This is a genomic window from Streptomyces galbus, from assembly GCF_005280195.1.
Classification (GTDB): Bacteria; Actinomycetota; Actinomycetes; order Streptomycetales; family Streptomycetaceae; genus Streptomyces; species Streptomyces galbus.
The window spans coordinates 47,049-69,169 of record NZ_SZPR01000014.1 but is presented as its reverse complement, the minus strand read 5'-3'; the positions used below and the strand labels follow the sequence as shown (position 1 = coordinate 69,169).

21 protein-coding genes and 1 tRNA gene are annotated in these 22,121 nt (G+C 72.3%); 11 read left to right on the top strand and 11 right to left on the bottom strand.

Annotation, left to right across the window (positions count from 1 at the left end; all coding sequences use genetic code 11):
• Window positions 1-954: a phosphatase PAP2 family protein gene (locus E4U92_RS17455; RefSeq protein ID WP_137301362.1), complete on the bottom strand. Its 954-nt coding sequence runs from the start codon at window positions 952-954 to the stop codon at window positions 1-3.
• 354 nt (window positions 955-1,308) lie between these two features.
• On the opposite strand from E4U92_RS17455, the gene E4U92_RS17450 reads away from it, so the two are divergent.
• Window positions 1,309-1,905 (top strand): histidine phosphatase family protein, encoded by a 597-nt coding sequence (locus tag E4U92_RS17450; protein WP_137301361.1) that lies wholly within the window; start codon window positions 1,309-1,311, stop codon window positions 1,903-1,905.
• A gap of 20 nt (window positions 1,906-1,925) precedes the next feature.
• Here the strand turns inward: E4U92_RS17450 and E4U92_RS17445 are convergent, their stop codons facing one another.
• The gene (locus tag E4U92_RS17445) at window positions 1,926-3,353 is read right to left on the bottom strand and encodes an NsdA family TPR-like regulatory protein (protein ID WP_137301360.1); all 1,428 of its coding nucleotides are present in this window, start codon (window positions 3,351-3,353) and stop codon (window positions 1,926-1,928) included.
• Window positions 3,354-3,683: 330 nt separating this feature from the next.
• On the opposite strand from E4U92_RS17445, the gene E4U92_RS17440 reads away from it, so the two are divergent.
• A complete protein-coding gene (locus tag E4U92_RS17440) occupies window positions 3,684-4,121 on the top strand; it encodes a hypothetical protein (protein ID WP_174863919.1) in 438 nt (145 codons plus the stop codon).
• Window positions 4,122-4,192: 71 nt separating this feature from the next.
• Entirely contained in the window at window positions 4,193-5,059 is an 867-nt protein-coding gene (locus E4U92_RS17435; protein WP_137301358.1) for a spermidine synthase, read from the top strand.
• Window positions 5,060-5,102: 43 nt separating this feature from the next.
• Here E4U92_RS17435 and E4U92_RS17430 read toward each other — a convergent pair whose 3' ends face one another.
• Window positions 5,103-5,627, bottom strand: coding sequence for a hypothetical protein (locus E4U92_RS17430; RefSeq protein WP_137301357.1), 525 nt, complete (start codon window positions 5,625-5,627; stop codon window positions 5,103-5,105).
• A 97-nt stretch (window positions 5,628-5,724) separates the two neighbouring features.
• Here E4U92_RS17430 and E4U92_RS17425 point away from each other — a divergent pair, with 97 nt between their 5' ends.
• The 6 genes from E4U92_RS17425 to E4U92_RS17400 all read left to right on the top strand — a co-directional run bounded on the left by E4U92_RS17425 (window position 5,725) and on the right by E4U92_RS17400 (window position 12,892).
• Window positions 5,725-6,444 carry a response regulator transcription factor gene (locus E4U92_RS17425; RefSeq protein ID WP_137301356.1) on the top strand — a complete coding sequence of 240 codons (720 nt, stop codon included), beginning with the start codon at window positions 5,725-5,727 and terminating at the stop codon, window positions 6,442-6,444.
• A complete protein-coding gene (locus E4U92_RS17420; RefSeq protein ID WP_137301355.1) occupies window positions 6,441-7,847 on the top strand; it encodes a HAMP domain-containing sensor histidine kinase in 1,407 nt (468 codons plus the stop codon). Before E4U92_RS17425 ends, E4U92_RS17420 begins: the two co-directional genes overlap by 4 nt.
• A gap of 129 nt (window positions 7,848-7,976) precedes the next feature.
• On the top strand, window positions 7,977-9,452 hold the full coding sequence (locus E4U92_RS17415) for a glycoside hydrolase family 18 protein (RefSeq protein WP_137301354.1): 1,476 nt from the start codon (window positions 7,977-7,979) through the stop codon (window positions 9,450-9,452).
• A gap of 235 nt (window positions 9,453-9,687) precedes the next feature.
• Window positions 9,688-11,001, top strand: a complete 1,314-nt coding sequence (locus E4U92_RS17410; protein ID WP_137301353.1) for an ABC transporter substrate-binding protein — start codon at window positions 9,688-9,690, stop codon at window positions 10,999-11,001.
• Between the two features lie 11 nt (window positions 11,002-11,012).
• Entirely contained in the window at window positions 11,013-11,993 is a 981-nt protein-coding gene (locus tag E4U92_RS17405) for a carbohydrate ABC transporter permease (protein WP_137301352.1), read from the top strand.
• Entirely contained in the window at window positions 11,990-12,892 is a 903-nt protein-coding gene (locus E4U92_RS17400) for a carbohydrate ABC transporter permease (RefSeq protein WP_137301351.1), read from the top strand. Before E4U92_RS17405 ends, E4U92_RS17400 begins: the two co-directional genes overlap by 4 nt.
• Window positions 12,893-13,059: 167 nt before the next feature.
• Here E4U92_RS17400 and E4U92_RS17395 read toward each other — a convergent pair whose 3' ends face one another.
• The 4 genes from E4U92_RS17395 to E4U92_RS17380 form a co-directional block, all read right to left on the bottom strand.
• Window positions 13,060-14,529 (bottom strand): GH1 family beta-glucosidase, encoded by a 1,470-nt coding sequence (locus E4U92_RS17395; RefSeq protein WP_137301350.1) that lies wholly within the window; start codon window positions 14,527-14,529, stop codon window positions 13,060-13,062.
• A 179-nt stretch (window positions 14,530-14,708) separates the two neighbouring features.
• Window positions 14,709-15,611, bottom strand: coding sequence for a carbohydrate ABC transporter permease (locus E4U92_RS17390; protein ID WP_137301349.1), 903 nt, complete (start codon window positions 15,609-15,611; stop codon window positions 14,709-14,711).
• 11 nt (window positions 15,612-15,622) lie between these two features.
• Window positions 15,623-16,636, bottom strand: a complete 1,014-nt coding sequence (locus tag E4U92_RS17385) for a carbohydrate ABC transporter permease (RefSeq protein ID WP_137301348.1) — start codon at window positions 16,634-16,636, stop codon at window positions 15,623-15,625.
• 5 nt (window positions 16,637-16,641) lie between these two features.
• Complete coding sequence (locus E4U92_RS17380; protein ID WP_137301347.1) at window positions 16,642-17,970, bottom strand: ABC transporter substrate-binding protein; 1,329 nt, start codon at window positions 17,968-17,970, stop codon at window positions 16,642-16,644.
• Window positions 17,971-18,318: 348 nt separating this feature from the next.
• Between E4U92_RS17380 and E4U92_RS17375 the strand changes: the two genes are divergently transcribed.
• Window positions 18,319-19,374 (top strand): LacI family DNA-binding transcriptional regulator, encoded by a 1,056-nt coding sequence (locus tag E4U92_RS17375; protein WP_137301346.1) that lies wholly within the window; start codon window positions 18,319-18,321, stop codon window positions 19,372-19,374.
• Between the two features lie 66 nt (window positions 19,375-19,440).
• On the opposite strand, the gene E4U92_RS17370 is transcribed toward E4U92_RS17375, so the two are convergent.
• The gene (locus tag E4U92_RS17370) at window positions 19,441-19,941 is read right to left on the bottom strand and encodes a GNAT family N-acetyltransferase (RefSeq protein ID WP_137301345.1); all 501 of its coding nucleotides are present in this window, start codon (window positions 19,939-19,941) and stop codon (window positions 19,441-19,443) included.
• 28 nt (window positions 19,942-19,969) lie between these two features.
• On the bottom strand, window positions 19,970-20,626 hold the full coding sequence (locus E4U92_RS17365) for a TetR/AcrR family transcriptional regulator (RefSeq protein WP_229863126.1): 657 nt from the start codon (window positions 20,624-20,626) through the stop codon (window positions 19,970-19,972).
• 135 nt (window positions 20,627-20,761) lie between these two features.
• Here E4U92_RS17365 and E4U92_RS17360 point away from each other — a divergent pair, with 135 nt between their 5' ends.
• Window positions 20,762-21,223, top strand: coding sequence for a nuclear transport factor 2 family protein (locus E4U92_RS17360; protein WP_137301344.1), 462 nt, complete (start codon window positions 20,762-20,764; stop codon window positions 21,221-21,223).
• 1 nt (window position 21,224) lies between these two features.
• On the opposite strand, the gene E4U92_RS17355 is transcribed toward E4U92_RS17360, so the two are convergent.
• Window positions 21,225-21,297, bottom strand: a tRNA-His gene (locus E4U92_RS17355).
• 110 nt (window positions 21,298-21,407) lie between these two features.
• Window positions 21,408-22,016, bottom strand: coding sequence for an oligoribonuclease (gene orn / locus E4U92_RS17350; RefSeq protein WP_137301343.1), 609 nt, complete (start codon window positions 22,014-22,016; stop codon window positions 21,408-21,410).
• Window positions 22,017-22,121 lie beyond the last annotated feature (105 nt).

Here is a 22,121-nt window from a genome sequence, read left to right as displayed (position 1 = left end):
TCAGCGAGCCGCTGCCGGAGCCCCGTCCCCCGCGTCGCTGGGAGAGGCCTCCGGCTCGGTTCCCGGTTCGAACCGTGACTCGCGCTGCCGTGGAAATCGCTCACCCGGGGAAGTCTGGCATCCTCCACTGACAATCGTGGCGGGTGTTGCCTCGGAGTTCGCCGAGAACACCGGCACGCGTGCGACGACCCACCCGCGCGCCCGGTCCAGAGCGCGCGTCACGAACGGGGTCAGCAGCAGCCCGACGCCCATCGCGGCCGCGCCGGCGACGGCGTCGAGGAAGTAGTGGTTCGCGGTGCCCATCACCACGACCGTGGTCAGCAGCGGGTAGGCCACGCCCAGCACCTTCGCCGTCCGCGTCCCGCCGTGGCGCCACAGCATCACGCCGCACCACAGGGCCCAGCCCACGTGCAGGCTGGGCATCGCCGCGTACTGGTTGGTCATGCCGCCCAGGCCGCGCGGTGCGCTCGCCTCGCCGCCCCACCAGCCGTACGAGCTGTACTGGGCCATCGTGTCCACGAAGCCGTGGTCCGCCGACAGCAGCCGGGGCGGGCAGGTCGGCAGCAGCGTGAAGCCGATCAGACCGATGAACGTCGACGTCATCAGCCAGGTGCGAGCCGCCGAGTAGACCTCCGCGCGCCGGCGGAACAGCCAGACCAGCAGCACCGGGGTGACCAGGTAGTGCAGCGAGGCGTACCAGAAGTCCGCCGGGACGCCGAGCCACGCCTCGCGCGTGAACAGCCGGTTGAGCGGGTGTTCGGCGTTCAGGCGCAGCGTCTTCTCGACGCGCAGGATCGCCAGCCCGTGGTCCACGGCCGACGACACGTCACCGCGCGCGAGCAGCCGCCCCGCCGAGTAGCAGGCGTACACCAGCACGATCAGCGGCAGCTCCGTCCACCAGCGCAGCCGGGTCCGCGAGGTCGCCTCGGTGCCCGGTGTCTCGGTGTGGGGCATCCGATCGCCTCCCCCTTCAGTGGTCTGTGCACGGCGGTCCGGTCAGGTCCGGTGGGTCCGGTCGCGGTCGTGCGGCCGGCCGTGCCGCGGCCGTTCCCCCGCCGTGGCACGGGTGTCCACCGGCTGTGGCACGGGCGTGTCACTTTACGGCGTATGTACGCGCCCGGTCCCGGGCGCCCCGGCCGACAAGACGCCGGGATCGCCCGCCGGGTTGCCCCATCTCGGGGTGCGCGATGATGGAGGGGTCCCGCCCGTCGATGTCCTCCTGTCCTCCCTCGCGTCCCCCCGCACGTTCGTTTCCGGACTTCTCGGCACCCGTCCGCACGCGTCCGCACCCCTCGGAAAGGTCTCCCCATGGCACCGCGCATCCTGCTGGCCCGGCACGGACAGACCGAGTGGTCGTTGTCCGGAAAGCACACCGGCAGGACCGACGTGCCGCTGCTGGAGGAGGGCCGCCGCGGCGCCAAGCTGCTCGGCGAGCGGCTCCACCGGTCCCCGTTCGACTCCCTGCCCGGTGTCGAGGTCCGCACGAGTCCCCTGGCACGCGCGCGGGAGACGTGCGAGCTCGCCGGTTTCGGGGACCGCGCCACCGTCTGGGACACGCTGATGGAGTGGGACTACGGGACGTACGAGGGCATGACCCCGGCGGAGATACAGGCGGTCCGCCCCGGCTGGCTCATCTGGCGCGACGGCGTCCCCGGCGGCGAGAGCCTGGCCGAGGTCACGGCCCGCGCCGACGAGGTCGTCGCCTGGGCCCGCTCGGCCGACCGGGACGTCCTCGTCTTCGCCCACGGCCACATCCTGCGCTCCATCGGCGCCCGCTGGCTGGGCCTGCCGCTGGACTTCGCGTCCCGCATCCGCCTCAACCCGACGTCCCTGTCCGTCCTGGGCTGGGCGTACGGGGAAGCGGCCATCGAGAGCTGGAACGACCAGGGGCACCTGGCCGCGTAGGGGCCCCGGGAGCGGGCGGCTCACACCGTCCCGGCTGACACCGCCCGGGGCCGGGACGCGTGGCGGTCCAGGAAGTCGGCCACGCCGCTCGCCCGCCGGTGCGGCAGCAGCACCCGGGCCGTGCCCGCCAGCATCGTCTGGATGCGCGACGACTGCACCTGGTCGAGCAGGTCCAGGACGCGCGTCCCGGCCACCGCCGCCTCGTCGGGGCGGCCGCCGCGCGCGAGGTCGTCGGCGAGCTCGGCCGTGTACAGCGCGATGTTCCGGGTGAAGTGCGGGTCCTGCAGCCGCGCCGCACGCCGCGCGTGCCGGGCCGCGCGCGGCCAGTCCCCGAGGGTGGACCAGCACTGCGCCTCCAGGCCCTCCAGTTCCGCCTCGCCGTAGAAGCTCATCCACTCGGGGTCGTCGTCCGTGGGGCCCTGCCCGTACAGGGTCTGGGCGCGCACCAGGGCCCGCTCGCAGCCCGCGCGGTCGGCGAGTCCGGCCCAGCCGCCCGCCTCGCGCAGCGCGAGCAGCGACATCAGCCGCGGCGAACCGAGGCCCCGCGCGGCCCGCTGGGCGGCCTGCGCGGCCCGCACCGCCTCGCGGGGGCGGCCGGCGTCGCGCGCGAGGAACGCCGTGTTGCAGAACGCGTGCGCCTCCAGCGCCGGGTCGCCCGTCACGCGCGCGGTGGCGAGCGCCTCCGCGTAGTGCGAGCGCGCGTCGTCGAAGCGGCCCGAGTCGTGCGCCAGCCAGCCCACGGAGATGGCGAGTTCACCGGCTCCCGCGTGCAGCCGGTCGGCGGTCGCCTGCCGGGTCGCGCCCGCGTCCAGCAGGGCGTAGGCGGCGCGCAGCGGGGCGGCCGCGCGCCGGTAGAGGCCGTCGGCGCCGTGCCGGTCGTCGAGCAGCCGGATCCTGCGGACCGCCTCCTCCAGGGCGCTCACCTGGCCGGCCCCCACCCGGCGCGGGCGCCGCGCGGGCGACGCGTCGAGGCAGAGGCCGAGGGGCCCCAGCGAGGCGGCGGCCACGGTGGCGCCCCCGCCGGTCATGAATGCGCGACGCAGCACGTCGCTCTCCTCGTCGTTGTGGTGCGTGTCGTACGGGTCCTGCGGGTCATACGGCTCGTACGCCCCGTCCGTCTCAGCCGTGCCCGGAACGTCCTCGGCGGTGCGCGCCGCGCGTCCGCGGACGGACGAGCGGGGTGCGAAGCCCAGGTCGGTGAGCGTGCGGCCGGGGAACATGTGCAGGAACACGCGCTCGTAGGCGTAGTTGGGGCAGCGGATCTCGCCCGCCTCGACCCGGCCGATGTAGCGCGCGTCGCAGCTCACCCGCTCCCCGATCTCCCGCGCGGCCCGGCGGACCAGCGCCGCGAACTCGGCGGGCGAGCGCGGCCCGCGCAGCCGCCGGAACGCGGCGTTGGGCAGGGGTGGCCGGTGGGGCCGGGGTGCGGGCACCGATGACGACGCCATGGCCGGGTCCTCTCGTGCGAACCGTCGAACCATGCCGGGGACCGGGCGAGTCGGTCCGGACCTCCCGGGGCCGTCCGAGCAACTCCCTGGATCTTCCCGGGACTCCCGCGACTCCCTGGAGCCCCGACGGTCCCGCCCTGTTTCCGGCGGGCTAGAACGTACCGTCTGTGGTCGGGCCGCCACGCACGGTTTGGCCACAAACCGGATATCTCCTCCGCGATCTGCCATGAACTGCCATCCTTTGCGGCGCAATTTCGCCGTAGCCGTTGACGCACTCGCGCGTTGAACCCCACAGACCGCAGTGGGTTCCGTTCCGTCGTGGAGGCCGGCGTGGAGACCAGCCAGAGCAACGTTCCGTGTGAGCCGTGCGACGTGGTGAGCGTGCCGGCGCGGCAGGGCCTGGAGGCGGTGGACATCCTGCGCCGCGCGCCGGGCGACGGCGTCGGGCCGGTGCTGCACATCGAGGGCGGCGGGACGCTGGTGTTCGTGGTCCCGGCGGGCACGGCGGCCGGGTGGGACGTACCGGGCAGCACCTGCACCGAGACCGACGGACGCGGGCTGCGGCTGGAGGGGACGGACGCGCAGGGACCGCACGAGGAGGAGCCGGCCCTGATGGGACAGGACGTCGCCCTGCCCGCACCGCCCGCCGAGGGCTGCGACTGGCTGCTGCCGCCCGGCGAGGCGGACCTGGCGACCGACCCCGCCGTCCTGCGCCGGGCACTGGGCGAGGCGGCCCGGCTCATCGAGGCGGCCGACAGCTGCCGCTGAGGCCCGCCCCCTGCCCCCGCCTCCGTCTCCCCGGGACGGTCACGTGTCCGGGCGCCTGGGACACTGTCCCCATGGGAAAGGCCAGGAACCCCCGGCGGCGCGGCGGGGCCGAAGCGGTCGTCGAGGACGTCGGCGGCGGGCTCGCCCAGCTCGTTCCGGACCGGGACCGCCCCCGCGCCTGGACCCTGTTGGTGGACGGCGCACCGCAGTCGCACGTCGACCTCGACGACCCGGCCCACCTGTCCTTCGAGTACCAGCGGCGCCTCGGCCACGTGATCGACCTGGCCGCGCCGCCCGGCAGGCCGCTGCGCGCCGTCCACCTCGGCGGCGGCGCCCTGACCCTCGCCCGGTACCTGGCCGCCACCCGCCCGCGCTCCACCCAGCAGGTCGTCGAACGGGACGGCGCGCTGGTCGCACTGGTCCGGCGGGAGCTGCCGTGGGACCCGGGCGCGCGGATCCGGGTGCGGACCGCCGACGCCCGGGAGGGCCTGGCCAAGGTGGCCGACGGCTGGGCGGACCTGGTGATCGCCGACGTGTTCGCGGGCGCCCGGACCCCCGCCCACCTCACGTCCACGGAGTTCCTCGACGAGGTGCGCCGCGCGCTGGCGCCCGGTGGGGTCTACGCCGCCAACCTCGCCGACGGCCCGCCGCTGGCCCACCTGCGCGGCCAGATCGCCACCGCCGCCGCGCGGTTCGCGGAACTCGCCCTGGTCGCCGACCCGGCGGTGCTGCGCGGCAAGCGCTTCGGCAACGCGGTGCTGGTCGCCTCCGACCGGCCGCTGCCGGTGGCCGAGCTGACCCGCAGGGCCGCCTCCGACCCGCAGCCCGCGCGGCTCGAACACGGCCGGGCGCTGGTCGACTTCAGCGGCGGCGCGGCCCCCGTGAGCGACGCCTCGGCGACCGCCTCGCCGGTCCCGCCGCCCTCCGTCTTCCGCTGACCCGGGGCGGAGAGGCCCACGGGACCGGGCGGTCCGGGGCCGGTCAGTAGGTGCCGACCTCCACGTGCGGCGGCCCGTCGTGCCAGGTGCAGAACACCGACACGCGGTCCGCGCCCGAGGCGAACTCCACCCGGATCCAGGACGCGGTCGTCCAGGTCTGCATCGACCAGCCGGCCCCGGGCGTCGCGGAGACGAGCGTCGCGGAGGACGCGCCGATGTCGAAGACCACCCGGCCGCCGTCGGTGTCGTAGCTCTTGATCCGGCCGGACGCGCTGGGGGAGGGGGACGGCGACGGCGGAAGCGGGGTCCGCGAGGCGGTCGGGGTGGGCGACGGCTTCGGGGACCGGCTCGGCGAGGGGTCGGGCGACGGGGCGGGCGCCGGGCGGGACGTCGCCGGCACCAGCGGCTCCGGCTCCCGTGCCGCGGCCCCGGCCGCCGTCAACGGCAGCGCGCGGGGCGGGTCGTAGGCGGTGCCGGCCATCACGGTGTGGACGCCCCACCACGACAGCGTGACCGCCGCGCCCGTGGCGAGCGACCACGCGAGTACGTGTACGAGTCCTCTGCGCATCGCGGCCATACTGCCCCAGGAGCACCACAGTTCGCACAGCGGGCGAGTTGTCCACAGGTCCGGACCGGGTCGTGCGGCATGGCGTACGGTGCGGCGCATGGCAAGTGTGCTCGTGGTCGAGGACGACCAGTTCGTACGTTCGGCGCTGATCCGGCACCTCACCGACGCCTCGCACACCGTGCGCAGCGTCGGCACGGCACTGGAGGCGCTGCGCGAGGTCGCCCACGTCCCCTTCGACCTGGTCATCCTGGACCTCGGACTGCCCGACCTGGACGGGTCCGAGGCGCTGAAGATGCTGCGCGGGATCACCGACGTGCCCGTGATCGTCGCCACCGCCCGGGACGACGAGACGGAGGTCGTGCGGCTGTTGAACGCCGGCGCGGACGACTACCTCACCAAGCCGTTCTCCGTGGAGCACCTGGCCGCCCGGATGGCCGCCGTGCTGCGGCGCGCCCGCTCCGGCGCCGGTGAGGCCCCCACGGCCGGGGTGCTGCGCGTCGGCGGCCTGACGGTGGACCCGCTGCGCCGCCAGGCCGAGCTGGACGGCGTCCGACTCGACCTGACCCGGCGGGAGTTCGACCTGCTCGCCTTCCTCGCCGGGCGCCCGGGCGTGGTGGTCCCGCGCCGGGAACTGCTGGCCGAGGTGTGGCAGCAGTCCTACGGCGACGACCAGACCATCGACGTCCACCTGTCCTGGCTGCGCCGGAAGCTGGGGGAGACGGCCGCCCGCCCGCGCTACCTGCACACCCTGCGCGGGGTGGGCGTGAAGCTGGAACCGCCCGGTGAGGGCTCCCGGGGCCTGGAGCAGGCGCGATGAGATGGGCGCTGGTCAAGGTCTGCCTGGCGGTCACCGCCATGGTCGTGGTGGCGTTCGCGGTGCCGCTCGGGCTGGTGGTGCGGGAGATGGCCCGCGACCGCGCGTTCTCCAACGCCGAGCGGGAGGCCGCCGTCCTGGTCCCCGCGCTGTCCATCACCACCGACCGCGAGGAGCTGGAGCGGGTCCTCGCCTCCGCCGGCGCCGGTGACGACCTCGCCGTGCACCTGCCGGCCGGGGACGGCCGGGCCGCCGTCGACCTGGGCCGGCGGCGCGCCGCCGAGCAGGACGTCGCCGCCGTGCGCCGCCTGGGCCGCGCCTCCACCGCCGAGGTGCCGGGCGGCTCCGCCCTGCTGCAGCCGGTCGCACTCGGCTCCGGGACCGTGGTGATCGAGGTGTTCGTGCCCGAGTCCGAGGTCACCAACGGCGTCGGCACGGCCTGGGCGGTGCTCGCCGCCGTCGGTGCCGCGCTGGTGGTGGGCTCGGTCGCGGTCGCCGACCGGCTGGGCGTGCGCATGGTGCAGCCCGCACAGCGGCTCGCCGAGGGCGCGCACGAGCTGGGGGAGGGGCAGCTGGGGGTGCGGGTGCCCGAGGAGGGGCCGACCGAACTGCGGCGCGCGGCCGTGGCGTTCAACTCGATGGCCGACCAGGTCGTCCAGCTCCTCGCGAACGAGCGGGAGCTGGCCGCCGACCTGTCGCACCGGCTGCGCACCCCGCTGACCGTGCTGCGGCTGAACGCCGCCTCGCTCGGCGACTCGCCCGCCGCCGAGCAGACCCGGGCCGCGGTCGCCCAGCTCGAGCGCGAGGTCGACACCATCATCCGCACCGCCCGCGAGGCCAAGCCGCAGACCGCGGCGGCCGGTCCGGGCGCCGGGTGCGACGCCGCCGAGGTCGTCCGGGAGCGGATGGCGTTCTGGTCGGCGCTCGCCGAGGACGAGGGCCGCAAGGTGCGCGTCGCCGGAGTGGAGCGGCCGGTGCGCATACCCGTGGCCCGCGCCGACCTCGCCGCCGCCCTGGACGCCCTGCTGGGCAACGTGTTCCGGCACACCCCCGAGGGCACCGCCTTCGCGGTCGACGTGCACAACGGCGACGACGCGGTGATCGTGCTGGTGTCCGACGCGGGGCCCGGCATCGCCGACCCGGAGGCCGCGATGGCCCGCGGCCGGGGCTCGGGCAGCGACGGCTCGACCGGGCTCGGCCTGGACATCGTGCGCCGGCTCGCCGAGTCCACCGGCGGGGACGTCCGGATCGGCTCGTCGGTGCTCGGCGGCACCGAGGTGCGCGTCTGGATCCAGCTCGACGGGCGGGAGAGCACCCCGTCCCGGCGCGGCCACCGGGGCTCCGTGCGCCGCCGCCGCACCCGCCGGCCGGCCGCCCCCTTTAATCGCTCCCGATCCCATCCTTAAGCGCACCCTAAGATCCACGGCCCGCGTCCGGCTCAGGCGGTTTGTCCGGTTCCCGATCGCTAGCGTGCTGCCGCGTCCCCCCTCCGGGACCCGCGCACTCCCCCCGTGAACCACGAAGGCAGGCACGCCATGAGCACGCACCGGCGCAGGATCAGTGGCAGGAACAAGGTGATCGGCGGCGCCCTCGCCGCGGCGGTCATAGGCGGCGGTGTCGTCCTGCTCACGAGCACCGCGCAGGCCGCCGGGATCGGCGCCGCGTACACCAGGACCAGCGACTGGTCGACCGGGTACACCGCGCAGTACGTCGTGACGAACAACAGCGGGCAGCAGAAGGCCGACTGGACGCTGGAGTTCGACCTGCCGTCCGGGGCGCGGCTGAGCTCGCTGTGGAACGCCGAGTCGAGCGTCAGCGGGCAGCACGTCACCGTCAGGCCCCCGAAGTGGGACGGCGACGGGCTGAAGGCCGGCGAGTCGGTCACCGTCGGCTTCGTCGTCAACGGCACCGTCGACCCCACCGGTTGCCGCATCGACGGCGCGAGCTGCTCCACCGACAGCGGCCCGACCCCCGAGCCCAGCGGCCGCCCGACCCAGACCCCCGCCCCGACGCCGAGCGCGAGCCGGACCCCGACCGCGTCCCCCTCCCAGTCCACCGCACCGGCCTCGCCGACCCCCACCGCGAGCCCCTCGCAGTCCACCGGCACCGGCACCACCGCGAACGCCGGTTTCGCGCCGTACGTCGACACCTCGCTCTACCCGGCCTTCGACCTGATCGGCGCCGCGAACGCCACCGGCGTCAAGAACTACAACCTCGCCTTCGTCACCGACGGCGGCGGCTGCACCCCGAAGTGGGGCGGCGTCACCGACCTCGCGAGCGACGGTGTGGCCTCGCAGATCGGCGCGCTGCGCGGCAAGGGCGGTGACGTCCGGGTCTCCTTCGGCGGCGCCTCCGGTTCCGAACTGGGCACCACCTGCGGCTCGGCGGACGCGCTGGCGGCGGCGTACGGCAAGGTCGTGGACGCCTACAAGCTCACCAAGGTCGACTTCGACGTCGAGGGCGGTGCGCTGCCCAACACCGCGGCCAACACCCGCCGCGCCCAGGCGATCGCCACGCTGCAGCGCCAGCACCCGGGCCTGGACGTGTCGTTCACGCTGCCGGTGATGCCGGAGGGCCTGACGCAGGACGGCGTGAACCTGCTGGCGGACGCCAAGAAGAACGGCGTGAAGATCTCCGCGGTCAACATCATGGCGATGGACTACGGGCCCGCGTACAGCGGCGACATGGGCAGCTACGCCGAGCAGGCCGCCACGGCCACCCAGGCGCAGATCAAGAGCGTCCTGCAGCTCAGCGACAGCGCCGCGTGGAAGGCCGTCGCGGTCACTCCGATGATCGGTGTGAACGACGTCGCCTCCGAGGTCTTCAAGGTGGACGACGCCGCCCAGCTCGTCACCTTCGCCAAGGCCAAGGGCCTGGGCTGGCTGTCGATGTGGTCGGCGACCCGCGACAAGCAGTGCGCGGGCGGCGCGAAGGGCACCGCCGACGCCACGTGCAGCTCGATCGTCCAGGAGCCGTCCGCCTTCTCGAAGGCGTTCGCCGCCTTCGACTGACACGGGCCGGACAGCGACGAACACCGCCGAACGGAGGCATCCCGACCGGGTGTCTCCGTTCGGCAATGTCGATTACGTTTCGACAACTGCGCACACCACCCCTTGACGGTGACTGGACATACGACTGTTATTGCGCCACACCATGTTCGGTCGAGTTGGTTTCTGATTGGTTGAGACCAGGTATGGCCGAACGTGATGTGGTCCTGCCTGGCCCACACCCTCCCAGGAGCCGTCAATGCAGCCGACTTCGCCGACCTCGCCGACCTTTCCCTCCCCCGCCCGCCGGACCCTCCTGCGGGGCATAGCCGGTGCCGCAGCGCTCGGGGCGGGCGTCCCCCTGCTGAGCGCGTGCGGCGGCAGCGGCTCGTCGTCCGACCCCAAGACCGTCACGCTGGGCTCGAACCAGTCGGACGCGGTGCCGAAGAAGGCGTACGGGGACATCTACACGGCGTTCACCCAGCAGTCCGGGATCACGGTCAAGGTCAACACCAAGGACCACAACACGTTCCAGGAGCAGATCAACTCGTACCTGCAGGGCACTCCGGACGACGTGTTCAACTGGTTCGCGGGCTACCGGATGCAGTTCTTCGCGAAGAAGGGCCTGGCGTCCCCGATCGACGACGTGTGGCAGAAGATCGCGGGCAACTTCCCCGAGGCCATGCGGAAGCTCAGCAAGGGTGAGGACGGCAAGTACTACTTCGTTCCGCTGACCACGTACCCGTGGGCGGTCTTCTACCGCAAGAGCGTGTTCCGGCAGCACGGCTACCAGGTCCCCACGACGTGGGACGCGTTCGTGGCGCTGTGCAAGCAGATGAAGAAGGACGGCCTCGTGCCGATCGCGTTCGGCGACAAGGACGCCTGGCCGGCGATGGGCACCTTCGACCAGATCAACTTCCGCGTCAACGGCTACGACTTCCACGTGCAGCTCATGGCCGGCAAGGCGTCCTGGACCGACGCCAAGGTCAAGGCGGTGTTCGACCACTGGTCGGAGATCCTGCCGTACCACCAGGACGGGTTCATGGGCCGCACCTGGCAGGACGCGGCGCAGACGCTGGTGGCGAAGAAGGCCGGGATGTACGTGCTCGGCTCGTTCGTCGGCCAGCAGTTCACGAACCAGGCGGACCTGGACGACCTGGACTTCTTCGCCTTCCCGGAGATCAACCCGGCCTACGGCCAGGAGACCGTGGAGGCCCCCACCGACGGGTTCATGGTGTCGAAGTCGCCGAAGAACCACGACGGCGTCGTCAAGCTGCTGGAGTTCCTCGGCACCCCCGCGGCCGAGGAGATCTACCTCAAGGGCGACCCGAGCGTGGTGGCCGCCTCCACCAATGCCTCGACGGCCTCCTACACGCCGCTGCAGAAGAAGGCGTTCGAGATGATCTCCGGCGCCAAGAGCCTCACCCAGTTCATGGACCGCGACTCGCGCCCCGACTTCACCTCCACGGTGATGCAGCCCGGCCTGCAGAAGTTCCTGCAGAACCCCAAGGGCGTGGACGGTCTGCTCTCGTCGATCGAGCGGCAGAAGAAGACCATCTTCGCGTCCGAGTGAGCGCGCGCGAGATGGCGACCGACACCCCCACGAAGTCCCCGGAGGCGGCCGCCGTGCCGCCCCCGCGGCGCGCGTCCGGCACCGGACGGGACCGGCGGGGCCACCAGCGCCTGCTGACCCGCCGCGACCGCATCACCCTGGGCCTGATGGCCGGGGTGCCGACCCTGCTGCACGTGGCCCTCGTCTGGGTCACCGCCCTCGCGTCGGTCCTCCTGGCCTTCACCACCTGGGACGGCATCGGCTTCGACTCCATCAAGTGGGTCGGCCTGCGGAACTTCACCCAGCTGTTCCAGGACAACCCGCAGTTCTGGCCGGCCGTCGAGCACAACGTCATCTGGTTCGTCGTGCTGATCCTCGTCCCGACCCCGCTCGGGCTGTTCCTCGCGGTCCAGCTGGACAAGCGGATCCGCTTCAGCCGGGTCTACCAGACGGCGTTCTTCCTGCCCGTGGTCATCTCCATGGCCTGCATCGGCTTCGTCTGGCAGCTCGTCTACAACCCGGACACCGGGCTGATCAACAGCATCATCGGGGCCAACGAGCCGGGCCACTACATCGACTGGATCGGCGACCCCGACCTCAACCTGTGGGCGGTGCTGGTCGCGGCCTCCTGGCGGCACACCGGCTACATGATGATCCTCTACCTGGCCGGCCTGAAGAGCGTCGACCCCTCGCTGCGGGAGGCCTCCGCACTGGACGGCGCCGACGAGTGGCAGACGTTCAGGAGCGTCATCTTCCCGACCCTGCGCCCCACCAACACCGTCGTGCTGGTCGTGACGATCATCGAGGCACTGCGCGCCTTCGACCTCGTGTTCGTCTTCAACAAGGGCGCCCAGGGCACCGAGCTGCTGTCGATCCTGGTCACCAACAACATCATCGGCGAGTCCAGCCGCATCGGGTACGGCTCGGCGATCGCGGTGGTCCTGCTGGTGATCTCGCTGATCGTGATCATCCCCTACCTGATCGCGACCTTCCGGAAGGAGCGGCGCGCATGAGCACCCTGAGCACGCCGGCCGGCGCCCCGCCCGCCCGGCGGCGCACCCCCGTGCGCCCCGCCCGCGTCCTGCTGCACGTCTTCCTCGCCGGCACCGCGCTGGCCTGGCTGGCACCGCTGCTGTGGGCCGTCTACTCCGCGCTGCGCCCCTACGGCGAGACCAGCGCCAAGGGCTACGTCTCCTGGCCCGACACGCTGAACCTGGACAACTTCACCAACGCCTTCGAGCAGTCGGACATGCTGCACTACTTCGGCAACACGCTGCTCATCGCGGTGCCGGCCGTGCTGCTCACGCTGTTCCTGTCGTCCATGGTGGCCTTCTACGTCAGCCGGTTCGACTTCCGGCTCAACCTGGCGCTGCTGCTGGTGTTCACCGCCGGAAACCTGCTGCCGCAGCAGGTCATCATCACCCCGCTGTACCGGATGTACCTGCTGACCGACCTGCCGGGCATCACCGCCAGCGGGAAGCTGTACGACTCGGCGCTCGGCCTGGTGCTGATCCACGTGGCGTTCCAGTCCGGATTCTGCGCCTTCGTGCTGTCGAACTACATGCGCTCCCTGCCGCACGAGCTGACCGAGGCCGCGCTGGTGGACGGGGCCTCGGCGTGGCGCCTGTACTGGCAGATCACGCTGCCGCTGTGCAAGCCCGCGATGGCCGCCCTGGCGACCCTGCTGTCCATCTGGATCTACAACGACTTCTTCTGGGCGCTCGTGCTGATCTCCACCGGTGACAACATGCCGATCACCTCGGCGCTGAACAACCTCTCCGGGCAGTACTTCACCGACCCGAACCTGGTCGCCGCCGGCGCCCTGCTCACCGCGATCCCCACCCTGGTCGTGTACTTCCTGCTCCAGCGGCAGTTCGTCAGCGGCCTCACCCTCGGCTCCGCCAAGGGCTGACGCGCCCGCACCGCCCAGGTGGCCGTTGGTCCGCGTCCCGCGCTGAGCCGGACGCACAACGGGGCGCGGCACGCCCCCACGACGTGCCGCGCCCCGTCCCCCCGTCCTCCCCCTGCCACCCCGGACTCCGCCACCCTCAAGGCGGGTCCGGGGGTTCTCGTGCCGCCCTACCGCGCGTCGACCTCCGGCAGCACGCCCGTGCGGGCGGCCCGCTCGTACCAGCGCGCGCTGGACTTCGGGGTCCGCTCCAGCGTCGTGTAGTCCACGTACACCGCCCCGAACCGCTTCTCGTAGCCGTACGCCCACTCGAAGTTGTCCATCAGCGACCACAGGAAGTAGCCGCGCACGTCGGCGCCGTCGGTGATGGCGCGGCGGACCGCGGCGAGGTGGCCGTGCAGGTAGGCGATGCGCTCCGGGTCGTGCACGGTGCCGTCGGCGGCGGGCTTGTCGTCGTAGGCCGCGCCGTTCTCGGTGATGTAGATCGGCAGGCCGGGGGCCTCGCGCGTGTAGCGCATGATCAGCTCGTGCAGCCCGGACGGGTCGACCGACCAGCCCATCTCCGTGCGGTCGCCCGGCGTCTGGTGGAACGCCACGTCGGCCGCGGCCGGCCAGGGCGAGTGCTCGCTGGCCCCGTGGCCGTCCGCCCGCGGAACGCCGAGCTGCGTGTCGGCCGCCGACACCAGGGTCGGCGTGTAGTAGTTCAGGCCCAGCGCGTTCAGCGGCTGGTGGATGATCTCCAGGTCGCCGTCCTGGACGAACGACCAGTCGGTCACCGAACGGGTGCTCTCGAACAGCGACTTGGGGTAGGCGCCGTGCAGGATCGGGCCGTGGAACACGCCGTTGGCCAGGTCGTCGATCTTGCGGGCCGCGGCCACGTCGGCCGGGTCCTGCGACAGGGGCCGCACCACCGAGGAGTTGAGGCTGATCGCCACCTCGTTGCGGGTCGGCATCACCGAGCGCAGCGCCGACGTGCCCAGCCCGTGCGCCAGGTTGAGGTGGTGGGCGGCGCGCAGCGAGGCCGCCGGGTCGGTACGGCCGGGCGCGTGCACCCCGGAGCCGTAGCCCAGGAAGGCGCTGCACCAGGGCTCGTTGAGGGTGATCCAGTGCTCCACCCGGTCGCCGAGCGCCTCGCCGACGATCTGCGCGTACTCGGCGAAGCGGTACGCCGTGTCACGCTCCGGCCAGCCGCCCGCGTCCTCCAGCTCCTGCGGCAGGTCCCAGTGGTAGAGCGTCACCGCGGGGGTGATGCCGTGCTGCAGCAGCTCGTCGACCAGGCGCCGGTAGAAGTCCAGGCCCACCTGGACGGCCGGCCCGCGGCCCGTCGGCTGCACCCGCGACCAGGAGATCGAGAAGCGGTACGCCGTCAGACCGAGGTCCGCCATCAGCGCCACGTCCTCGCGGTAGCGGTGGTAGTGGTCGACAGCGATGTCACCGGTCTCACCGCCGGCGGTCTTGCCGGGCGTGTGGCTGAAGGTGTCCCAGATCGACGGCGTACGGCCGCCCTCCCGCACCGCGCCCTCGATCTGGTAGGCGGACGTCGCCGCGCCCCAGAGGAAGGCGGGAGGGAAGGTCACCGGGCTCTCCGGTGCTGCCGGGCTCACCAGGATCGGGGTCTCCGGCTGTGCGGACTCAGGCATGGAAGCGCTCCCAAAGTGGTCGTCTAGACCTACGGAGGACAGAGGGAAGGAGGGGGGGAGGGAGGAGGGAGAAGAGAGAAGGGGAGACGGGGAGACGGGGCGGCCGGACGGCGGAGCGGAAGGGGCCGAGGCGACGGTGACCCGGCCCCCTGGCAGGCGGCGCACCAGGCGGGGGCGGATCAGCCCTTCACGGCGCCCTGCATGATCCCGCCCACGATCTGCTTGCCGAAGATCGCGAAGACCAGCAGCAGCGGCAGCGTGCCCAGCAGCGCGCCCGCCATGATCAGCGACTGGTCGGGCGTGTAGCCACGGCCCAGCCCCGCCACCGCGACCTGCACGGTCGGGTTGCCGGTCTGGGTCAGCACCAGGAACGGCCACAGGAAGTCGTTCCAGGTCTGCACGAACATCAGCATGCCGAGCACCGCCATCGCGGGCCGCGCCGCCGGGAAGACGATGTGCCAGACCACGCGCCAACTGCTCGCGCCGTCCATCCGGGCGGCCTCGATCAGCTCGTCCGGCAGCGCCTGGATCAGGTACTGGCGCATGAAGAACACACCGAACGCGCTCACCAGCGACGGGAAGATGACCGCCTGGAGCTGGTCGGTCCAGTCGAGCTTGGCGACCATCATGTACAGCGGGATCACGCTGAGCTGCGGCGGCACCATCATCGTGCCGATCACCAGCAGCATCAGCGCGCCACGGCCGCGGAAGCGCAGCTTGGCGAAGGCGAACCCGGCGATCGTCGACAGGAAGACGATGGTCAGCGCCGACACGCCCGCCACGAAGGTGGTGTTGACGAACGCCTCGCCCAGGTTCGCGTCGGTCCAGGCCACGTCCAGGTTGTGGAAGAGGTTGGAGCCGAACCAGAACGGCGGCGGGGTCTGCGCCAGCCGGTTGTTGTCCCGGGAGGCGGCGATCGCCGTCCACACCAGCGGGAACAGCGAGCCGATGGAGAACAGGACCAGGATCGCGTAGGCGATCGGACCGCCGTGCATGTGCCCGCCGGCCCGGGCGGCGCGGGGCTTGCGGGACTTGCGCACGGGCGGCGCGGCGTCCTCGGGTTTCGTCAGGGTCGTCGTCACGGCCGTACTCCTTAACTACTGGCGCGCAGCCGGCGCGAGATGACGTAGTTGACGATCCCGATCACGATGAGGATCAGGAACATCGTCCAGGCGATCGCCGAGGCCCGGCCCAGGTGCTGGTTCACCCAGCCCTGCTCGTACAGGTACAGGCCCAGCGTCTGGAACTGGTGCTCCGCGCCGCCCGACGCGCCCTTGTTCGCGTCGAACAGCAGCGGCTCGCCGAAGACCTGGCTCGCGCCGATCGTCGAGACGACCGCCGTGAACAGGATCGTGGGCCGCAGCGACGGCAGCGTCACGTGCAGGAACTGCTGCCAGCGGCTGGCGCCGTCCAGCGCCGCCGACTCGTACAGGTCCTGCGGGATCGCCTGCATCGCGGCCAGGTAGATCAGCGCGTTGTAGCCGGTCCAGCGCCAGATGATGATCGAGGACACCGCGACCTTGGAGGCCCAGTGGTCGTTCTGCCAGTCGACCTTGCCGATGCCGACCTGGTCCAGGGCCCAGTTGATCATGCCGTAGTCGCGCCCGAAGAGCAGCACGAACACCAGGGAGGCGGCCGCGATGGACGTGGCGTACGGCGCGAGCATCACGACCCGGTAGAAGGTCGAGGCGCGCAGCTTGTAGTTGAGGATGTGGGCGATGCCCATCGCCATCAGCAACTGGGGGACCGTGGAGATGATCCCGATCATCAGGGTGTTCTTCGCCGCGTTCCAGAAGAACTCGTCGTCGAAGATCCGCGTGTAGTTGCGCAGCCCCACCCACGTCATGTCGGTGGGCGCGGTCAGTTCCACCTGGTGCAGCGACGCCCAGCCCGTGTAGATCAGCGGGAACAGCCCGAAGGCCAGGAACAGCACGAAGAACGGCGAGACGAACGCGTAGGGACTCCAGCGGAGGTCCCGCTGCCAGCGGCGGGAGAGCCGGGCCCGCCGGCGCCTGTCCGCCTCCGTCGGCCCGGTGGCCGGGGCCGGGCGGCCCGGGGCCGCGCCCCCCTCGGTGGGGGGCGCGGCGATGTCGTGACGGGTGGACATACGGGTCACTTGTCCAGGTTGTTGTCGATGGTCTTGGTGGCCGTCTTCCAGGCCTCCTCGGGCGACTTGCCCTTGGTGACGAGGATGACGCCGTTGTCGGTCAGACCCTGCTGGATGATCTGGTCCTTCGGGCCGATCACCTGCACGGGGATCTGCTTGGCGGCCGCACCGAAGATCTCACCGATCGGGGTGTCCCCGGTCATGTCGTTCTTGGCGCTGGTCACCTCCGACATGGTGTACGTGCTCGGCGCGCTCGGGAAGGAGCCCTGCACGGCGAACAGCTTCGCCTGCTGCGCCGGGGCGGTCAGCCAGGCCACCAGCTCCTGGGCCTCCTTGGCGTGCTTGGCGCTCTTGGGCACCGACAGGAAGGAGCCGCCCCAGTTGCCGGACTTCGGCGCCACGGCGACGTCCCACTTGCCGGCCGCGTCGGGCTTCGACTTGCCCTTGATGTAGCCGAGCATCCACGGCGGGCAGGCCATCGCGGCGAACTTCGTGTTGGCGATGGTCTGGTCCCAGGTGGGCTGGAACTGGGTCTGGGCGCCCACCAGGCCCTCCTGGGCGGCCTTCGCGGTGAGGGTGAAGGCGGACTTCACGGCCGGGTTCGTCTTGTAGATGACGTTGCCGGACTCGTCGTAGAACTTCTTCTCCTCACTGCTGAGGACGGCGTTGAGCAGACCGCCGGGGGAGTCCCAGAACGTGGTGCCCTTGGGCCCCTTCTTCTTGTACGTCTCACCGGCGGAGACCAGCTTGTTCCAGTCACCGGCCCACAGCTTGGCGACCTCGTTGCGGTCGGTGGGCAGACCGGCCTGCTGGAAGAGGTCCTTGCGGTAGCAGACGGCCATCGGGCCGATGTCGGTGCCGAGACCCACGGTCTGGCCGTCCTTGGTGGTGGCCTGCTGCCACTTCCAGCCCAGCCAGTTGCTCTTGTTCACTCCCGAAACCTTGGACAGGTCCGTGAGCTTGCCCGCCTGGGTGGCGACGACCTCGGCGATGTTGCCCACCTCGACGGCCTGTACGTCCTGCAGGCCGCTGTTGGTGGTGAGGTGGTTGAGGAGCGCGGGGTAGTAGTTCTCGTTGCGCTCGACGACGTTCTCGGCGATCTTGATGTTCGGGTGCAGCTTCTCGTACTCGGTGTAGAGTCCGGCTTCCTTGAAGCCGAACGTACCGAAAAGGCCCAGCGTGATCGTGGTCTTGCCACCGCCGCCGCCGGACGACGACCCGTCCGAGTCGCTGTCGCCGCCGTCGTCGGCACAGCCGGCCAGCAACCCGGCGCCGAGCGACGCTACGGCCGCCAGGACTACCGCCCGGCGGGCGGTACGGGTGAATGCTCGCATTGCGTCCTCCTGTTGCCCTGACGTGCCGACCCCCCGGCCAACTGCATTGTTGGGCCCGTTAGTTCACGCTTGCGGCTCGGGCGGGGAACGTGCGGGATATGTATGTGCCAGGCACTGTGGGAGCGCTCCCACAAGTGATGTGTTGAAGAGTCGTCGGTTCGGGCGGGGGTGTCAAGGGTGGTGACGCGCGAAGGTGTGTTCAGTTATCGGCCTGTTAACTAACGCGGCGAGCGGTACGTTTCGCACGGGGGCGCCGGAGCCATCATCCGCCCAGGTGACGGTGGTGCCCATGGACGCGACTGTTAGATTCCAGGCCAGCGCGTTGACAACGGCGGGAAGGCGGAGCCCATGGCAGGCCACGGAGCGCGGGGGCGGAGCGGCGGCAGGCCGACCCTGGAAGAGGTCGCCGCGCGCGCCGGCGTGGGCCGCGGCACGGTCTCCCGGGTGATCAACGGCTCCCCGCGGGTCAGCGACACCACGCGCGCCGCGGTCGAGGCGGCCGTCGCCGAGCTCGGCTACGTCCCCAACACCGCGGCCCGCGCCCTCGCCGCCAACCGCACGGACGCGATCGCGCTCGTCGTGCCCGAGCCGGAGACCCGCTTCTTCGCCGAGCCGTACTTCTCCGACATGCTGCGCGGTGTGGGCGCCGAACTCTCCGAGACCGAGATGCAGTTGCTGCTGATCTTCGCGGGCAGCGACCGGGAGCGGCAGCGCCTCGCGCAGTACCTGGCGGCCCACCGCGTGGACGGCGTGCTGCTGGTCTCCGTGCACGCCGACGACCCGCTGCCCGACCTGCTGTCCCAGCTCGAGATCCCCGCGGTGATCTCCGGCCCCAGGTCCGAGGCGGAGACCCTGCCCTCGGTCGACTCCGACAACTACGGCGGCGGCCGCTCGGCCGTGGAGCACCTGCTGTCCCGGGGCCGCACCCTCATCGCCCACATCACCGGCCGCCTGGACGTCTACGGCGCCCAGCGCCGCGTCGACGGCTACCGCGACGCCCTGCGCGACGCCGGGCACGAGGTACGGGAGTCCCTGGTGGAGCAGGGTGACTTCACCGAGGAGGGCGGCCGTCGCGCGATGACCGAGCTGCTCGCCCGCCACCCCGACCTGGACGCGGTCTTCGCCGGCTCGGACGTGATGGCGGCGGGCGCGCGCCAGGTGCTGCGCGAGGTCGGCCGGCGCATCCCCGACGACGTCGCCCTCGTCGGCTACGACGACTCGGCCATCGCCCGCCACATGGACCCGCCGCTGACCAGCGTGCGCCAGCCGATCGAGGAGATGGGCCGCCGCATGCTGGACCTGCTCCTCACCGAGATCGCCGACCGCCGCCCGGCGGTGTCGCGGGGACTGGAGCGCCGCCGGGTCGTGCTGGCGACGGAGCTGGAGGTACGGGCCTCGTCCTGACCGGCGCCGGGCGGGCCGCTGCGCGCGGCTCCGCGCCTGCCCGGGCCCCGGCTTCTCCCGCTGCCGCTACGGCAGCTCCAGGCGCCAGCGCGTCTCGCCGTCCTGCTCCTCGCCGGTCGGGGCCAGGCCCGCCGCGGCGGCGACGGCGGCCGAGGCGTGGTGGCCGGGGTGGATGTGAGCGACGACGGTCCGTACGCCCCGCTCGTGCAGCGCGCCGACCAGCCCCCGGGCGGCCTCGGCGGCGTACCCGCGCCCCTGCCAGGGCGTCCCCAGCACCCAGGCGACCTCGGCCCGCGCCGCACCCGGGGTGACCGTGGCCTGGACGGTGCCCACCAGGATTCCCTCCTCCCGGACCCGCACGACCCAGTTGCACCAGGCCACGGCCGGGTCGGGCGAACCGGCGGCCAGGCGCTCGTAGCGCCGGCGCAGCTCCTCGGGCGGGGCGGGGGAGCCGCCGATGAAGGCGTACAGCTCCGGGTCGCCGAGCACCCCGGCCATCTCGGCGGCGTGGCCGGGACGCAGCGGCAGGAGGTCCAGACGGGCGGTGGTGATCGGCTCGGGGCGCATCCGGCGAGGGTACGGGGGCGGGCCCGGGTCAGGGCGCGGATTCCCCGGGGGCGGGGCCCGCCGGGTGGGGCTCGGTGAGCGCAGCGAGGGCCGGGCGCAGGAGGGCGGCCAGGCGGTCGGCGGGGGCGTCGCGCAGGGCGGGCAGGTGCAGCAACTGGTGGCCGATGGTGATGCCGACGAGCGCGGTGACGGCCAGCGCGGCACGCAGTTCGGGGTCCTCGTCGGCGGGCAGGGCGGCCGCGACCGAGGCGATCTGGGCGCCGAGCGCCTCGCGCGCGTGCTCGGCGGCCGTGGGGTCGGTGAGCATCGAGCGCAGGGTGGCGAGCGTGCCCTCGGGCAGCCCGCCGAGCTTGAGGCCGAGCGAGGCCAGCAGCCGGTCGGGCAGGTCGTCCGTGCCGGCGCCGGCGGCCGGCTCGGGGACGGCCCGTACGGCCTGTTCGAAGAGGTTCCGCTTCGTGCCGAAGTACTGCATGACCAGCGCGGGATCCACCTCGGCCGCGGCGGCCACGGCCCGGATGGTGGTGCGCTCGAAGCCCCGCTCGGCGAACAGCGCGCGGGCCCGGTCCAGCACGCGCCCCTCGGTGGCGCGGCGACGGGCGGCGCGGGAGGTGGAAGAGACGGGGGCGGCGGGGGAGGGCCCGGTGCCGGAGGAGGGGGGCGGCGGATCGGGGGGCACGCGGTTCACGCGCTTCACTCTACAAGCGTTGACCGAGCGGTCGCGGCGGGCCTACGGTGGACCCACGGTTCGCTCAACAGTCGTTGAGCGAGTGCGGCGTACGTCGAGAACGAGGTGGTCTCCGTGCCGGTTCCCGTGCCCCCGATGTCCCCCCGCGAGATCCTGGACGCCTATTACCGGGCGATGCGCGACAAGTCCCCCGACGACCTGGCCGACCTGTACGCGGTCGACGCGGTCCACGAGTTCCCCTTCGCCGCCCCCGGCTTCCCGCCGTGCTTCAGGGGGCGGGAGGAGGTGCGGGCGGGGTACCGGGCGGCCTGGGGAGGCAGTCCGGTCACCGTGAGCGACATCCGCGACGTGGTCGTCCACGAGACCGCGGACCCGGCCGTCCTGATCGCCGAGCACGTGGTCGTGGGGACGCTGCCCGGCCCGGAGGCGACGGTCACCGTCCCCGGTCTCCTCGTCCTGCGCGTCGACGGGGCCGGCCGGCTGGCGCACGTGCGCGACTACATGGACGGGTACGGGGTGGCGGCCGCCCGGGGGCACGGAGTGCCGGACAACGCATCAGCCGGTGACCTCCACGAGAGGTCACCGGCTGATGACTGAGGGTGAGTGACGGGACTCGAACCCGCGGCATCCTGGACCACAACCAGGTGCTCTACCAGCTGAGCTACACCCACCATGACCGGCGGTTCGACTTCGTCGTTTCCCCGACCGGCCGAGAAAAAGTGTACAGGGTCCGAAGGGGTGCTCGCGCCCGGCTTTCGCGGGGCCCCGGGCGGGGGGCCGGTCAGCCCTGCTGAGCAGGCAGGACGTGCTTGGCGGCGATGGTGCGGGCGGTGTCGGAGTCGGGGCCCGGCTGGGGCACGAAGATGGCCTCGCGGTAGTACCGCAGCTCGGCGATGGACTCGCGGATGTCGGCGAGGGCGCGGTGGTTGCCGTTCTTCTCCGGGCTGTTGAAGTAGGCCCGGGGGTACCAGCGGCGGGCCAGCTCCTTGACGGAGGAGACGTCGACGATGCGGTAGTGGAGGTAGTCCTCCAGGGTCGGCATGTCGCGCAGCAGGAAACCGCGGTCGGTGCCGACGGAGTTGCCGCACAGCGGCGCCTTGCCGGGCTCCTTGACGTGTTCGCGGATGTAGGCGAGGACCTGCTCCTCGGCGTCCGCGAGCGTCGTGCCGCCCGGCAGCTCGGCGAGCAGGCCGGACGTGGTGTGCATCTGACGCACGACCTCCGGCATCGTCTCCAGCGCCGCGTCGGGCGGCCGGATGACGATGTCCACTCCTTCGCCGAGGATGTTCAGCTCGGAGTCGGTGACGAGGGCGGCAACCTCGATGAGCGCGTCGTCGGACAGCGAGAGGCCGGTCATCTCGCAGTCGATCCACACCATGCGATCGTTCATGCGACCACCCTAAGGCTGACGCCCCGCTTTGCGGACGTCCCGTGCGTGCGCACCCGACGGGGCGCGGCCGGGCAGCCGGACGGGACCGGGGGCGCGCGACCCCCG